This is a genomic window from Flavobacteriales bacterium (assembly GCA_026129465.1).
In the GTDB taxonomy this organism is placed as follows: Bacteria; Bacteroidota; Bacteroidia; order Flavobacteriales_F; family PHOS-HE28; genus PHOS-HE28.
The window spans coordinates 1,533,622-1,547,028 of record JAHCIA010000001.1 but is presented as its reverse complement, the minus strand read 5'-3'; the positions used below and the strand labels follow the sequence as shown (position 1 = coordinate 1,547,028).

Annotated in this window: 16 protein-coding genes; 9 read left to right on the top strand and 7 right to left on the bottom strand. The window is 63.1% G+C overall.

What is annotated here, in order from left to right:
- Positions 1-70: 70 nt before the first annotated feature.
- Positions 71-1,873: an agmatine deiminase family protein gene (locus KIT10_06610; GenBank protein MCW5898925.1), complete on the top strand. Its 1,803-nt coding sequence runs from the start codon at positions 71-73 to the stop codon at positions 1,871-1,873.
- A 69-nt stretch (positions 1,874-1,942) separates the two neighbouring features.
- Here KIT10_06610 and KIT10_06605 read toward each other — a convergent pair whose 3' ends face one another.
- From KIT10_06605 to KIT10_06590, 4 genes are all read right to left on the bottom strand, one after another.
- Positions 1,943-2,617: a hypothetical protein gene (locus KIT10_06605; GenBank protein ID MCW5898924.1), complete on the bottom strand. Its 675-nt coding sequence runs from the start codon at positions 2,615-2,617 to the stop codon at positions 1,943-1,945.
- Positions 2,618-2,649: 32 nt separating this feature from the next.
- Positions 2,650-3,759 (bottom strand): peptidoglycan DD-metalloendopeptidase family protein, encoded by a 1,110-nt coding sequence (locus KIT10_06600; protein MCW5898923.1) that lies wholly within the window; start codon positions 3,757-3,759, stop codon positions 2,650-2,652.
- A 141-nt stretch (positions 3,760-3,900) separates the two neighbouring features.
- Positions 3,901-4,224, bottom strand: a complete 324-nt coding sequence (locus KIT10_06595; GenBank protein MCW5898922.1) for a hypothetical protein — start codon at positions 4,222-4,224, stop codon at positions 3,901-3,903.
- A gap of 31 nt (positions 4,225-4,255) precedes the next feature.
- Entirely contained in the window at positions 4,256-4,870 is a 615-nt protein-coding gene (locus KIT10_06590) for a nitroreductase (protein MCW5898921.1), read from the bottom strand.
- Between the two features lie 104 nt (positions 4,871-4,974).
- Between KIT10_06590 and KIT10_06585 the strand changes: the two genes are divergently transcribed.
- Both KIT10_06585 and KIT10_06580 read left to right on the top strand, forming a co-directional pair.
- Complete coding sequence (locus KIT10_06585; protein MCW5898920.1) at positions 4,975-5,994, top strand: T9SS type A sorting domain-containing protein; 1,020 nt, start codon at positions 4,975-4,977, stop codon at positions 5,992-5,994.
- 222 nt (positions 5,995-6,216) lie between these two features.
- Entirely contained in the window at positions 6,217-6,774 is a 558-nt protein-coding gene (locus tag KIT10_06580; GenBank protein MCW5898919.1) for a CPBP family intramembrane metalloprotease, read from the top strand.
- Positions 6,775-6,780: 6 nt separating this feature from the next.
- Here the strand turns inward: KIT10_06580 and KIT10_06575 are convergent, their stop codons facing one another.
- Positions 6,781-7,191, bottom strand: coding sequence for a hypothetical protein (locus tag KIT10_06575; protein ID MCW5898918.1), 411 nt, complete (start codon positions 7,189-7,191; stop codon positions 6,781-6,783).
- Between the two features lie 57 nt (positions 7,192-7,248).
- Between KIT10_06575 and KIT10_06570 the strand changes: the two genes are divergently transcribed.
- Genes KIT10_06570 through KIT10_06560 form a run of 3 tightly spaced genes read left to right on the top strand, consistent with a single transcriptional unit; the run spans position 7,249 to position 9,843 of the window.
- Positions 7,249-8,250: a tetratricopeptide repeat protein gene (locus KIT10_06570; protein MCW5898917.1), complete on the top strand. Its 1,002-nt coding sequence runs from the start codon at positions 7,249-7,251 to the stop codon at positions 8,248-8,250.
- A 21-nt stretch (positions 8,251-8,271) separates the two neighbouring features.
- A complete protein-coding gene (locus tag KIT10_06565) occupies positions 8,272-9,147 on the top strand; it encodes an SDR family oxidoreductase (GenBank protein MCW5898916.1) in 876 nt (291 codons plus the stop codon).
- 42 nt (positions 9,148-9,189) lie between these two features.
- Positions 9,190-9,843 (top strand): hypothetical protein, encoded by a 654-nt coding sequence (locus tag KIT10_06560; GenBank protein ID MCW5898915.1) that lies wholly within the window; start codon positions 9,190-9,192, stop codon positions 9,841-9,843.
- Positions 9,844-9,919: 76 nt separating this feature from the next.
- Here the strand turns inward: KIT10_06560 and KIT10_06555 are convergent, their stop codons facing one another.
- Positions 9,920-10,762 (bottom strand): hypothetical protein, encoded by an 843-nt coding sequence (locus KIT10_06555; protein MCW5898914.1) that lies wholly within the window; start codon positions 10,760-10,762, stop codon positions 9,920-9,922.
- 180 nt (positions 10,763-10,942) lie between these two features.
- Between KIT10_06555 and KIT10_06550 the strand changes: the two genes are divergently transcribed.
- Positions 10,943-11,665, top strand: coding sequence for a hypothetical protein (locus tag KIT10_06550; GenBank protein MCW5898913.1), 723 nt, complete (start codon positions 10,943-10,945; stop codon positions 11,663-11,665).
- Here the strand turns inward: KIT10_06550 and KIT10_06545 are convergent, their stop codons facing one another.
- On the bottom strand, positions 11,666-12,052 hold the full coding sequence (locus KIT10_06545; protein MCW5898912.1) for a DUF1987 domain-containing protein: 387 nt from the start codon (positions 12,050-12,052) through the stop codon (positions 11,666-11,668).
- Between the two features lie 112 nt (positions 12,053-12,164).
- Between KIT10_06545 and KIT10_06540 the strand changes: the two genes are divergently transcribed.
- Both KIT10_06540 and KIT10_06535 read left to right on the top strand, forming a co-directional pair.
- Positions 12,165-12,965 carry a universal stress protein gene (locus tag KIT10_06540; protein MCW5898911.1) on the top strand — a complete coding sequence of 267 codons (801 nt, stop codon included), beginning with the start codon at positions 12,165-12,167 and terminating at the stop codon, positions 12,963-12,965.
- 40 nt (positions 12,966-13,005) lie between these two features.
- Positions 13,006-13,389, top strand: coding sequence for a DUF1883 domain-containing protein (locus KIT10_06535; GenBank protein MCW5898910.1), 384 nt, complete (start codon positions 13,006-13,008; stop codon positions 13,387-13,389).
- Positions 13,390-13,407: the final 18 nt, after the last annotated feature.

The following is a 13,407-nucleotide window of genomic DNA, read 5'->3' as shown; positions in this document are numbered from 1 at the left end:
AAGCCAGGCGGGAGACAGGTCCCATGGCTTCAGGAGCGTCCTGCTAACTTGCGCTCAACCTCAAGGAACCATGCTACGGAAACCTGCCCTCCTCACCCTGCTGTCCATCCTGCTGGCCGCGCCGATCCTGGCGCAGGAGCAGGAGATCGACCTGCCGCGCCACATGGCGCCGCACGAGTATGAATTGATCCCCGGTTACCGCGCGAGTCGCGAAGGCGCGGCCAAGGGCATCACCACCCCGCCGAACCAACCGGTGCGCACCGCCGGTGAATGGGAGGAGGTGATGAGCCTGGTGATCACCTGGCGCAGCTATCCGGTGATCCTGAAGCAGATCGTGCGGCACGCCAAGGAGCAGTGCGAAGTGATCATCGTATGCGCCAGCAGCGGCACCAATTCCGTGGCCAACGTGCAGAGCTACCTCAATGCCAACAACGGCGGTGGCCCACCGCTGCCGAACTTCAACAACATCACCTTCCATGTGGCGGCCACCAACAGCGTATGGATCCGCGACTACGGCCCGGAGACGATGTACTTCAACGAGGTGGACAGCCTGGTGCTGATGGATTGGATCTACAACCGTCCGCGCCCGCAGGATGACGTGCTCAGCGACAACATCGGCACACTGAAGAACATCGCCGTGTTCAGTTCCACCGCCGCGCCCAACGACCTGGTGCATACCGGTGGCAATTTCATGGCTGACGGTTTCGGCATCGGCTTCTCCAGCAAGTTGGTTGATATGGAGAACGGTCCGCAGGGTGATTTCAACATCACCAACAAGACGCCTGCGCAGGTGAACACGCTGATGAACACCTGGATGGGGATCTCGCCGTATGTGAAGATGAACGAGCTGCCCTTCGACAACATCAGCCACATCGACATGCACATGAAGCTGTTGGATGAGGAACGGCTGTTGATCGGGGAGTTCCCGGTGGGCGTGAGCGACGGCCCCACGCTGGAGGCCAACATCGCCTTCATCCAGAACAACTACGTGAACACCTTCGGAGAGCCCTACGAGATCCTGCGCATCCCCATGGTGCCCAGCGTGGGCGGGCAATGGCCGCCGCAGGCGTCCTACCGCACTTTCGCGAATGCCATCTTCATCAACAAGCTGATCCTGGTACCCACCTACCGTGAGGAGGTGGACACCGTGGGTCTCCGGTTGTGGCGTGAATACATGCCGGGCTACAAAGTGGTGGGGATCGATTGCGACAACGCCGACGCGAACATCATCAGCGCCAGCGGGGCCATCCACTGCATCACGAAGAACCTCGGTGTGCGCGATCCGCTGCTGATCAAGCACAAGAGCCTGCAGGACACCTACGAAACGGCCATGCCTTATCCGGTGAGCGCCTACATCCGCCACAAGAGCGGCATCGCGAACGCCACGCTGCACTGGTCCATCGATACGCTGCAGGGATACAACGCCGTGCCCATGGCACCCGCTGGCGGCAACAACTGGGCGGCGGCCATTCCCGCGCATCCGGTGGGCACCATGGTCTACTACTACCTGCACGCCACGGCCAACAGCGGCAAGACCATCGCACGCCCCATCACCGCGCCGCAGGGCTGGTGGCGTTTCGAGGTGCTGGGTGGCCCCACCGGTGTGCCCGATAACGATGGGCCTTCGATCGTGTCCGTCTACCCCAACCCCACGGCGTCACTGCTGGTGGTACACCTGAAGGGTGCCGGCCAGGAACATGTGCGGGTATGGCTGGTGGATGCGCTGGGCCGCGAGGTGATGCGCATCCACAACGGCGCCTTGCCGCAGGACGGCCGCCTCTTCGCCGACCTCACGGGCCTGGCCGAAGCGCAATACATGTTGGTGGTGGAGAATGCGCAGGGGCGCACCACGCACCGGGTGGCCAAGCACTGAACCGGACCTCATTCGCCGCGCATGGACCCCCGGCGTACGCCGGGGGTCCTGCATGTTGTGGCCCAGGGTTCAACGGTTGCGCCGGAGCCGCCGCATGTGGTCGGGGTCCTCGTGGAAGTAGTAGCGCAGATCGGCGGTGAGGTAGCTGCCATCGAGCACCGTGCGCATGTTATAGGGGAAGAAGTTGGTCCCGTACCAGGTGAAGTCGGCCAGGGCCATGTCATTGAATGGCCGGTGGTAGGTGGCGCCGAGGTAGAAGGTACCGCTCTTCTCGGTGCGGTATTCCACGCCCATGTTGCCGATGATGCCGGTCTGCGCCCAATTGCGGCGGAAGATGTAGATCCGGCCTTCCTCCACGTCGCGCTGCGCATCGCTGGGATACATGTCCATCGCGAAGCCCAGTGCTGCGTTCATCCAGGAACGCTCGCCCAACCGGATGTATACCAATCCCATCACGGGCACCTCGTAGCCCACATACCGCACACGGTCGCTGCCGAGGTAGCCCGTGGTGTCATTGGCCACGCTGAATTGGTAGCGTCTGGTGATCTGCGCTATGCCCGTTTCCAGCGACACGGTGTTGGTGAGCCCCACGCGGATGCTCATGCCGTAGGCCAGGCCACCGGTGAGTTCGATGCTTCCCCTCAGGGAAGGCGCTTCCACAGTGGTGAGCGGATCGAAGAATTGGAAGGGGATGACCGGCTTCAGCTGCAGGCCCACGGTGGTGACGCCCAATTGGGCCGTCACCAGCCCGGGAAGGGCCCAGGCGGCAAGCACGATCAGTGGCCGTGCGGCGAAGCGGACACGAGCAACTCCTGTCCTACGCGAAGGACGGATCTTCGTGTTATGCCATTGAGTTCGCAAAGTGCCTTGACGCTGATGCCGTAGCGTTCCGCGATGGCGTAAAGATGCTCACCTTTCCGAACGGTGTGGAAGCGGGTACCTAATGGGTAGGCGGCGAAACTCCAACGTGTGCGGCGCAGCACCAGTGTGTCACAGGCGAGTTCGCCCGAGGAAAGGTCGATGAAGCGCGAGGGATCGATTGGGATGCCCTTGAAACGGACCTCCAGATGCAGATGCGGGGCGGTGCTTCGGCCGGTGCTTCCGCCCAGGCCGATGGCCTGCCCGGCCTCCACTTCCTCACCGGCGGTCACCTTCACGCGGTGGAGATGGGCGTAGTAGGTCTCCAGGCCGTTCCAATGGCGCACCACCACCAGACGGCCGAAGCCCCCATAACTGCCCGCGAAGCGCACTACGCCCGGGAATAGGCTGCGCACAGGCTCGCCGGTGCGCAGGTCCAGGTCCACGCCATTATGGGCGCGGCCTTCGCGCCAGCCGAAACGTGAGGTGAGCACCCCGGGTACGGGCATGTGGAAGCCGCAGTTCGCCCCGTGGTCGACCAACCGCAACAACAACAGGCTGTCGCTGGAAGAGAGTTCCGGGCCATAGGCGTTGGGGTGGCTGGTGATCCAATCGCCATACAGGTGCCCCCCGGGCATGGGGCAGGGGCTGTACCAGTCCACATGGAGCGCTTCATCCACGGAGCGCTGTGCGGGCATCTCCAACGCGTAGAGGTGGATCTCGTTGATCAACGCGTAGGGAACGGTCTCCAGTTCGAAAAGGGAATCGACCAGGGCCACCATGGCGTGCTCATCCATGCTGCGGATCCGTTGGAAGAGCCGCAGGTCGCGGATCATGTCCAGCGGCGCGGGGTCCAGGGTGCAGAGCGAATCGAGGAGCTGGTCCAGGCGCTCATCGGAGAGGGGCTCGTCGATGTCCAGCAGCTTGTCCTCCCCATAGACCACCACCGCGGGCACGGTATCGGGCTCGGCCTTGGCACGCGGCGGATCCGTGGCGTGCAGGGATGCGGCACCAAGGGCGCACATCATCCCGAGCATGGTCATCCTTGCCTTCATGTGGTCCGGCCGGTGGTCTGGTACTTTCAACGGACCACTGGCGCCGAAGATATCCGGCCCGGTCGAACAGGCGCCATGCGTCGACGAAGGGGGGGGTGGCCCAGGCCAATGGACTCAGCCCAGCCAGGCCCCGACCAAGGCCAACAGCACCAGCAGCAGGGTGAAGGCCAGCAGCCCCCAGCGCAGCCAGCCGTCACCGATGAAGGGCTGGCGGTGCCGGCCCAGCACGGCGTAGTCGATGCGGATGGCCGCTTCGCGGTGGCGCTGTTTCACGGCGACCAGGGCCATGTCCCCATCCAGATCGGCTTCGAAGGCGATGTCCGCTTCGCGCAAGCCGGCCATGAACTCATCGGCCATCTCCCGGTCGCCGAAACGGAACACCAGCCAATGCGGATCGGTGGGGTGGTCGTCGAAGTTGGTCAGGTTCAGCAGGGCCATCGTATGGCAAAGTTGCGACGGCCGCCTGTCCTCACGTGTCCAGCCAGGTCATCACCTGATCGAGTGGTTTGCGATAGCCTTTGGGCCATTCCACCGCGGGATAGCCGATGTAAAAGAGTCCCAGCGCGCGATCCTTTGGCCCCAGGCCGAGAAAGTCGCGCATGGCCGGTCCGGTGGCGGCGGCTGCGGTGTTCCAGAAGGCGCCCAGACCGTATGCGGCACAAGTGAGATGCATGTTCTGCACGGCGCAGGCCACGGCCAGCATCTCGTCCAGCTCGCTGATCTTGCCGCGCGGGTCGCGCACCATGCCGATGGCGATGACCACCGAACTTTGCATGGGCCGCTGGGTGAGGTTGTCGAATTTGCGTTGGAGAAAGCTGTCCGGTGGTGTGGTGCTGCGGTAGGTCTCGCCGAGGAGGTCCGCCAAGCGCTGGCGTGAAGCGCCGGTGAACACGGTGAAACGCCAAGGCTGGGTCATGCCGTGGCTGGGCGCCCAGGTGCCATTGGCGACGACGCGCTCCACGATCTCCCGATGGACGATGCGGTCGGTGTAGTCCTTGGGGTGGATGGTACGGCGGTGGCGCACCAGGCCTTCGATCTCGCTGACGCTGAACTTCATGCTGCGGAGGCGCCTGCGAATGGGCATGGCGTGGAGCAAAGAGAAGCGATCGGACGCTGATATGGCCAACCGGGCAGCGTTCCAGGCGTGACCACTGTCTTACCTTCCGCCACCCAAAACGAAAACGCGTCATGCTCCATCGGTACACCGCTTCGACCACCCTGTTCCTCTTCGCTGGCCTCCTTCAGGCGCAGCCCACCATCGACCCGTCCAACAATACGCCGCTGCTCGATGCGGACTACACGGTGGACCTGGGCCTCTACCTGCTGCCGGGCAATGCCGGTGCCGGCCAAGGCTACGGCTATTGGATGCTGGAGAGTACCGGCGATCGCAACTACCGCCACCACGCGCCATCGGTCACGCCCACTTCAGCGTTGTATCCCACCGCCACACGACTCTTCACCGATGGCGGTTCGGATACCCTTTTCCACAAGGTCGACGCCAACGGCATTGAACTCGTGGGCGAACGCACGGCCCTGGCCGCCAGCATTCCGTATAGCAACGGCGCACTGGAGCTGAAGTATCCCTGCACGTACGGCACCACTTGGAGCGACATCTTCCAGGCCAACTACAGCGTCAGTGGCTTTCCTGTGGCGCGCGTGGGCACGATCACGGGCAACGCCGATGGTTGGGGTACACTGGAGCTGCCGGAAGTGACCTTCAACAATGTGCTTCGTGTACATGTGCGCAAAGCCACCCAGGACCAGAGCGCGGTGATCAATGTGGACCGTGTGACACACACCCACTACTTCTTCACCGACCAGGTCCCCTTCCCGGTGCTGAAGCTGCAAGTGGACACTTCGGTGATCTCAGGCGGCAACCCCGCGGTGAGCAGCATCGCCGAATGGATGTTCGGTCCCGGCCAGGTGGGCATCGCCGAACTGGACCCCACGGATGTGGTCTTCACGCCCTATCCGAACCCTGCGGATGGCGCGGTGAACCTCTCATTCGGTGCGGGCCACCACAAAGTGCGTTTCCTGGAAGTGCTGGACGGCACAGGACGCCTCGTGGCGCAACGTGATCTGGGACTGGCCCCATCGGGCGATCTGCTGGGAGCATTCCATGTCGGTGGTCTTTCGCCGGGGGTCTATCACATCCGGCTCAGCAGCGCTGATGGCGTGATGGGCACCCGCCGTCTGGTGGTGCGGTGAGATACACTGATCGAGCAAGCAAAAGCCCTGGTCCTTGATGGCCGGGGCTTTCGCTTGGTGGTGTGGGACGATCGCCACACCCTTGGCGATGCGTGCAGCGGCGATCTTTGGATCGCAGGTGCCTGTGGATGACCGGCAAGGACCGCAGGCAGCGAGCCCAAGCGCACGACGATGGAAGACGCCCGGCCTGGCAGCAAGCCACCGATCCACCATCCGCGCCGGTTGGTCGCCCTGCTCGGCTTTGGCACCATCCTCTTTTTCGGATATGGCGGTGTACTGCTCATGCGGTTCGCCCAGGCCCGCGACGTACGTGAAGTGGTGATGGGTCAGGGTCCATGGTGGGCCTGGATCGGCGGCGGGCTGCTGCTGGGCTGGCTGCTTGGCCTTTTGGCCTGGCGCGTGGCGGACAGCACCTTGCTGGCCCCTTCCATGGACCGCTACACCCGTCGGATCGGCCCGCTCATGGGCCATCGAAGCGACCGCATCCTCGTGTCCATCTGCGCAGGCGTGGGCGAGGAGGTCTTCTTCCGCGGCGCATTGCAGTTCTGGCTGGGGATCCCCATCACCGCCGTACTGTTCGTCGCCATCCATGGCTACCTCGATCCGCGCGACCGGCGCTTGAGCATTTACGGTCTCTTTATGACCGCCTGTATGTTGCTGCTGGGCTGGCTTGCCGAACACCACGGCCTGCTCGCGCCCATGGCGGCGCATACCATGATCGACGTGGTGCTGCTGGAGCGCCTGCATGCACGCTGGCGCGCCAGGCAGGGTGCCGTCTGAGGCGCTTCAGGCTTGCGGATAGTGGTGGATGTCGCCGTAGCGCTCGTCCAGGTCGCGCTTCACCTTGCCCATCCGCAGCCCCACCATCGCCAGTTCGCGGTGGCCGTGGCGCACAAGCCACTTGAAGGATTCGGGCTCATCGCCCGCCAGAGCCACATGCCGCAGCGTGGCCATGCCATTGCGCTCCAGCCAGTCCAGCGCCTTTTCATCGCCTTCAATGCCGCTGATCACGGCCATCAGATGCGGATGCCCGTTCTTCATCAGCCATTCGCGCGCATCGGGCTTGTTGCGCAGCGCGAAAGTGAAGACGCCCAGTTCGGGGTAGCCGTTTTTGATCAGCCAGTCGCGCAGCCCGGCATGGCCGCTGATGGCCTCGCCCCAGGCCAGCAGGATCTTCACAGGGTATTCGGTACGCATATCGACCACGAAGTTACCGCAGCGGCATGCCAGGGTGCCGCACGATACCTTCGCACCATGCGTGCGCCACTTCTGCTCTGCTGCCTTTTGCCCATGCTGCTATCCGCCCAGGTGGACAAGGACCGGGCACGTGTGGAAGCGCTCTACGCCAAGGGCAAGGTGCATGCGGGCATCAAGGTCTGCGACAAGCGGGTGTCGGCCAAGGCGCCGGACCATGCATTCCAGGTCCTGCGCGCTGAGGGGAACAACCGCATCGGGGAGTATGGCAAGGCGTTGCGCGATGCGGACGCGGCGCGGCCGCATGTCTCGGGGGATACGCTTTACGCGGCCGCCCTCCAGATGGGCATCGCCCTGGCTGCATTGGGCTTTCCGGACAGCGCCATGTACTGGTACCAGCAGGCCTTGGGCAGCAGCGACGACAGTGACGCCCGGCTCCGGATCGGCAGCTGGTTGAAAGTGCGCGATCGTTGCGGCGAGGCCATCACGGAGTTCGACCGGGTGCTGGCCCGACACCCGGATCGCACGGCGGCATGGCGTGAACGCGGCGGCTGCCGGGCGGTCCTTGGCGACACCGCCGGTGCCCGCGCGGACCTGGACCGCGCCATCGAATTGGGGCCAAGGGACCCAGTGAACTGGAACAGCAGGGGGTATGAACTGCACGCCCGCGCCGAGCGATGGCAGGAGGCCGTGCGCGACTATGACCGGGCGATCAAGTTCGACCCCAACTACAGCTTCGCCTTCAACAACCGGGGCTGGGCCCTGCACCGCTTGGGCGAGACGGATAAAGGCATCCGGAACATCGAGCTGGCCGGCCGCAAACGGCGCAGCAACCCTTACGTGTACCGCAACCTGGGCCTCATCGCCATCGAGCAGGGCGATGCGGAGAAGGGATGTGCCTACTTGCGCACCGCATTGGAGATGAAATTCACGCCGCTGCATGGCGATGAAGTGGAGACACTGTACCAGCGACATTGTGAGGGTGTGCGGCCAACGACGACCCCGGGCCCCGTTCCACAGGCCCCACGCGGCAATGCGCCGGTACGCAGCAATGCCCCCTGACCCGACACGGAACCGCCGATGATGAACGAAGGAATGCTGCGCGAAGGCGCTCTGAAGGATCGCGTGGTGATCATCACCGGCGGGGGCACCGGCCTCGGCCTGGCCATGGCCCGCTATTGCTTGAAGCTGGGCGCGCACATCTGCATCACCAGTCGAAAGTTGGATGTTCTGGAGAGGACGGCTGCGGAATTGGCGCAGGAGACCGGTGGGCAGGTGCTGCCGCTGGCTTGTGACGTGCGCAAGTACGAGGAGGTGGAGGCCATGCGCGATGCGGTGCTGGCGCGCTTCGGGCGGGTGGACGCCTTGGTGAACAACGCCGCCGGCAACTTCATCAGCCCCACCGAGCGGCTCAGCAGCAACGCCTTCCGCACCATCATCGACATTGTGCTCATGGGCAGCGTGAATTGCACGCTGGCCGTGGGCAAGCACTGGATCGCCAAGGGCGAGCGTGACAAGGCCGTGCTCAACATCGTCACCACCTATGCCTGGACCGGCAGTGGTTATGTGGTGCCCAGCGCCTGCGCCAAGGCCGGCGTATTGGCGATGACCCGGTCACTGGCGGTCGAGTGGGGACGCCATGGCATCCGCACCAATGCGGTGGCACCAGGTCCCTTCCCCACCAAAGGAGCGTGGAGCAGGCTGGTGCCGGGCGAAATGATGGAGAAGTTCGACATGCGGAAGCGCGTGCCGCTGGGCCGCATGGGCGAGCACCAGGAGCTCGCCGATCTCGTGGCCTATCTGATCTCGCCCTACAGCGGCTTCATCAATGGCGAGGTCGTCACCATCGATGGGGGGGAATGGCTCAAGGGCGCAGGGCAATTCAACATGCTGGAGATGGTGGAGCCGGGCATGTGGGATGCCATCGAAGCGATGATCCGGGGCACCAAGGGAAGTTGAAGCTGCCGATACCGTGCATGGTCCCGGGCACGATCATTGCTGATGGTGCGGCGGGTCGATCACGATCGGCCTATCTTTCCGACCCAAGCCAACAAAATCCCAAGCCCGATGAAAATAATGAGATCGCTGGCCGCAGCCAGCATGCTGTTGATGTTGACCGCAGTGGACGCACAGGATCGAGGCAAAGAGACCCAGCCTCCCGCGCGCGGAGCCGGGGCACAGCCGGTGCAATCATCGGACAGGGCTGCCGCTGCCGCTGCCGCCGGTCGTGAGCGGAAGGTCGGTCCGGAGGGAGAGGCTTCGGCCAAGTCTCTGGCTGAGGCGTACACCCGGGCCTTGTATCTGAACGAGAAGGAGTTCAACCGTGTCAAGGATGCCTTCCTGGAGTCGGAGAAGGACCTCATCGCCGCCCGGGCCAAGCTGGCTATCGCGCAGCAGGAGATCGACGCCCTGTTGAAGAAGCATATCAACACTGTTGACGCCACCTTCAATGAAGAACAGCGCAACAAGCTGCGCAAGGTGCGCGGTGCTGGTGAGTGGGATGACTATCTCGACCCCTGCGGGTGCAAGGCAGGACACAAGGGGGAGGCCAAACCCGGCATTTCGGCTCGGCCATCCGCGACAGGTGCCGGTGGTGCAACGCCGCAGCGCCAGGCACCAAACAACAAGCTGGAACAGGTGCCGAACAAGCGATGAAGCGTTCTGCGCCTGCGATCCTGTCGATAGGTACAGAAGGCCCTGCGGAGGCAGGGCCTTCTGCTTTCCCAACAGGTCACTCCACCACCACCACCAGATACTTGGACAGGCTCCAGAAGGCGTCCCGGTCAAGGATCAACAGCTGGTGCGCACCATCCGTGAAACGGTAGGTGCCCTCGGGATGGGTGGTCACCAGACGGGCCTTCTTGGCCAGCACGGGAATGCGCTCCGTACCATCGATCTCCACCTGGGTGAAATGCTCCGCAGGGAAGCGCTTCGTGGTGAGTTTGTCGACCCCCCCGATGCCCACGACACCACCTTCCTTGGTAAGCACGCCGGCATCGCGCAATTCCTTGGCGGTGCCCACGGCGTACCATGCCGTGTTGAGTTCACGGGCCTGCTGATCGGCCTGCTGTGATTTGTCCCGATACATGTCGATCAGCGTGGCCAGCGAACTGTTCGAACTGGCCAGCTGCTCCTTGATGTCCGCGATCTCCTGGTCCTGCTCCAGAATGGTCGTTTCGAAGTCCGCGAGTGTCCGTTCCAGCTCATTCAGACCCTTGGCCGAACTCCGGGCCTGCCCCCGGAGTTTGTCGATCAAGGCCCGGTTCTCGGCCAGCAGGCCATCGATCTGCTCGATCTCCTCCATGATGCGTTCCTCGCCGCTGCGGCCGTTCTCCGCACCCCCCAGCGGGGCGGTGAGCTGGCCCTGCCGTGCCCGGATGTTGCGGAGGTTCTCGCTGATGCGGTTGAAGGTGCCGAACATCGCGTCCAGCATGGAATCCTTTTCCGCTATGAGGGCTTCCGCGCGCCGCGTATCCTCCGCCAGTTGCTGATACTGGGGGCTCTCCCGCGGATCGTTCTGGCAGGCGGTGATCAGCAACAGGGCGGTGAGTATGGCAGGGGTTGTGCGGACCATAGGGGTCATGGATGTGGAATTTGAACGGGGCGTCTTGGGGCTGTGGTACGTGGGCCTCTTCGGTCCTCGCCATGCAAAGTTCGATGCCATTGGGCCACAGGCCGCAACGGCAGCCCATCTTTGTGCGTAACAGGGTGGCCGCTGACGGCTCTGGCCGCCAGAGGCATAGCTCCCAGGGAAATGACCAGGACACCGCGATCCTTAGCCTTCCTGGCATTCTTCTGCCCTGGCCTGGCCATATTGGCCCAGGGCGACGCGCTCACCGAGGAGTTCGGCCGGCTCAGCGCCAAGGAGCGCACCCGTATAGCCCAGGAGGAGATCGCCCAGGCAGCCAACGATCAGCAATACCAACAGGTGATGGCCGAAGCCGACGAGCATTTCCGCCATCAACGGTACGAGGATGCCCTTGAGCGGTACACCGTGGCGCGTGCCATGCGGCCCTACAACGTATACCCCAAGGTGAAGATCCAGGATCTCCAGGCCCTGATGGAGAAACGTGATGCGGAGTCCAAGCGGGAAGAATTGACGGTGCTGGTGGAGGAGCCCGGTGGATCGGCATGGCCGGTCATCGATACGCCGCGACCCTTGATGGTTGAAGCTCCAAAGCCCAGCGCACCGAAGACGGCCCAGCCTGAGAAGCGATCGGAAGTGAAGCCTGTACCGCGCCCTTCCCAGGGCCTCGAACGGCAAGCGGTCATCCCGGTGCCACCCACACTTGATGAGGGTATGACCGAGCGGACCCTGCGGGAGGGACGCGCAGTGGTGCTGGAGCGTGTGTTGGTCCAGGATGGGAGGATCACCATATGGCGCAAAGTGGACCACCCTTGGGGCCAAACAGTGTACTTCCGGGACGGCATCGCGGTCTCCGAGCGTATTTGGGAAGAGACCTTCCCTGGCCGCTGATCAACGGACCACCAACCGCACGGGAAATTCCAGCAGGTCACGGTAGTCCTGGCCGGCCTCCTGCATGTCCAGGTCGTCTTCGGCATGCACCCACTCCAAGTTCACCACGGACGAGCCGGACGCATGCGCATCCTCCAAGCGCTTCAGAATGTCCAGCAGGTACTTGGCAGTACTGGAGTTGAAGTAGTCCAGTTCCACGCGGATCAGTGTGCGTGTCGCCGGCGCCTCGGCATAGGAGGAGATGCGGTCGAACAGCGGCGTGAAGAAGCCGTCCGCGTTCTCGGGTATCGAGGTGCCTTTGATCGATACCGTTCCCGACGCCGGGTCCAAGGCCACGGCAGGGGTCTTGTCAGTGGCTTCCACCCGGTATATGGTCTTTTCGGACACTTGGGCGCCGAAGGTAGACCGAACTCCGGGAAAGGTATTGGCCACTCCGTTTGTGGGGATGCATGGTCCGGCCTTACTTTTCACCGGCGCCATGGTCCAAGGCGGGATCCCCATGAGCATACGCACCATCCTCGTTCCCTACGATTTCAGTGATTGCGCCACGGACGCCCTGCGCGTGGCGAGCAAGATCGCGCGCCTCACGGGCGCATGCATCGATGTGGTCCACCTCTATGAGCAGATGACCGATTTCCACACGGAGAACCAGAAGATCCGTGAGGATATCGAGAGCAAACTGGACCGGGTGCCGGAATTGCCATTCCTGGAAGGGGTGGAATTGAAGAAGTTCATGCTGCGGCAGATGACCCTGCCGGAGATGTTCAAGAATGAGCGGCTGTCCGAGGCCGATCTGATCGTGATGGGCAGCCATGGGGCCAAAGGACTCAAAGGCCTGGTGGGGTCCAATACCCAGCGCATCGTGCGGCAGGCCCCCATGCCGGTGCTGGTGATAAAACATCCGGCCGAAGACTTCACGATCGGCGATGTGGTGTTCGCCTCCAACTTTTCGGCGCAGGACGTGGAGAAGTTCGACGCCTTCAGACCCCTGTTCGACCTGTTCGATCCCAGGATCCACCTGGTGAAGGTCAACACCCCCAAGACCTTCGAACGCAGTGAGGACACCAGCCGCGCCATCGACGCCTTCCTGCAGCGCCATGAACTGCGGAAATTCACGGCCACCATCTACAACGATCTCAGCATCGAAGAGGGCATCCTCAACTTCGCCCGCGGCATCGATGCCGACCTGATCGCCATGGCCACGCACGGCCGTACAGGCTTTTTCCATGTGGTGAACGGCAGCCTGACGGAGGACATCGTGAACCATACCACCTTCCCCGTGCTGAGCATCAAACTCTGATCCCTGCCCCCCTATCTTTGGACCAGTAGCGCACGCGACCATGAGATTCCTGCACAAGACATTCGAGGCGAAAAGGAAGGAGATCATCGAGGTGGAGATCGACCAGCCCACCAAGGTGAAGTTCATGACCGGCAAGGAGATGAAGGCCTACAAGCAGGGAAAGACCTACTCCTACTTCGGCGGGCTCTTCGATGAATCGCCCGTCAGATTCGTGGTCCCTTTCGATTCCGTGTGGAACGTGGTGGTGGAGAAAGGGACCTTCCGGCAGCCATTGCCAGTGAAGGCCGGTTGCCAGTTGTTGCTGCCGAACAATACCGTGCGCTCCAGCGTGCCGAAGGATGCTCCTCCCGAATTGCGGGCCATGGATGCTGATGCCGAGGCGATCGCGCGGGAGTTGAGCATGGCATCGCGCAGCGAGGGCTGAACGAACGGATCGGCGGTC

Excerpts from the sequence above, each read along its gene's own strand:
- KIT10_06540 (MCW5898911.1), top strand. The coding sequence starts at position 12,165 with ATGAGCATACGCACCATCCTCGTTCCCTACGATTTCAGTGATTGCGCC.
- KIT10_06560 (MCW5898915.1), top strand. The coding sequence starts at position 9,190 with ATGGTGCGGCGGGTCGATCACGATCGGCCTATCTTTCCGACCCAAGCC.
- KIT10_06585 (MCW5898920.1), top strand. The coding sequence starts at position 4,975 with ATGCTCCATCGGTACACCGCTTCGACCACCCTGTTCCTCTTCGCTGGC.
- KIT10_06535 (MCW5898910.1), top strand. The coding sequence starts at position 13,006 with ATGAGATTCCTGCACAAGACATTCGAGGCGAAAAGGAAGGAGATCATC.
- KIT10_06565 (MCW5898916.1), top strand. The coding sequence starts at position 8,272 with ATGAACGAAGGAATGCTGCGCGAAGGCGCTCTGAAGGATCGCGTGGTG.
- KIT10_06575 (MCW5898918.1), bottom strand. The coding sequence starts at position 7,191 with ATGCGTACCGAATACCCTGTGAAGATCCTGCTGGCCTGGGGCGAGGCC.
- KIT10_06570 (MCW5898917.1), top strand. The coding sequence starts at position 7,249 with ATGCGTGCGCCACTTCTGCTCTGCTGCCTTTTGCCCATGCTGCTATCC.
- KIT10_06555 (MCW5898914.1), bottom strand. The coding sequence starts at position 10,762 with ATGGTCCGCACAACCCCTGCCATACTCACCGCCCTGTTGCTGATCACC.
- KIT10_06550 (MCW5898913.1), top strand. The coding sequence starts at position 10,943 with ATGACCAGGACACCGCGATCCTTAGCCTTCCTGGCATTCTTCTGCCCT.
- KIT10_06595 (MCW5898922.1), bottom strand. The coding sequence starts at position 4,224 with ATGGCCCTGCTGAACCTGACCAACTTCGACGACCACCCCACCGATCCG.
- KIT10_06610 (MCW5898925.1), top strand. The coding sequence starts at position 71 with ATGCTACGGAAACCTGCCCTCCTCACCCTGCTGTCCATCCTGCTGGCC.
- KIT10_06590 (MCW5898921.1), bottom strand. The coding sequence starts at position 4,870 with ATGCCCATTCGCAGGCGCCTCCGCAGCATGAAGTTCAGCGTCAGCGAG.
- KIT10_06600 (MCW5898923.1), bottom strand. The coding sequence starts at position 3,759 with ATGATGTGCGCCCTTGGTGCCGCATCCCTGCACGCCACGGATCCGCCG.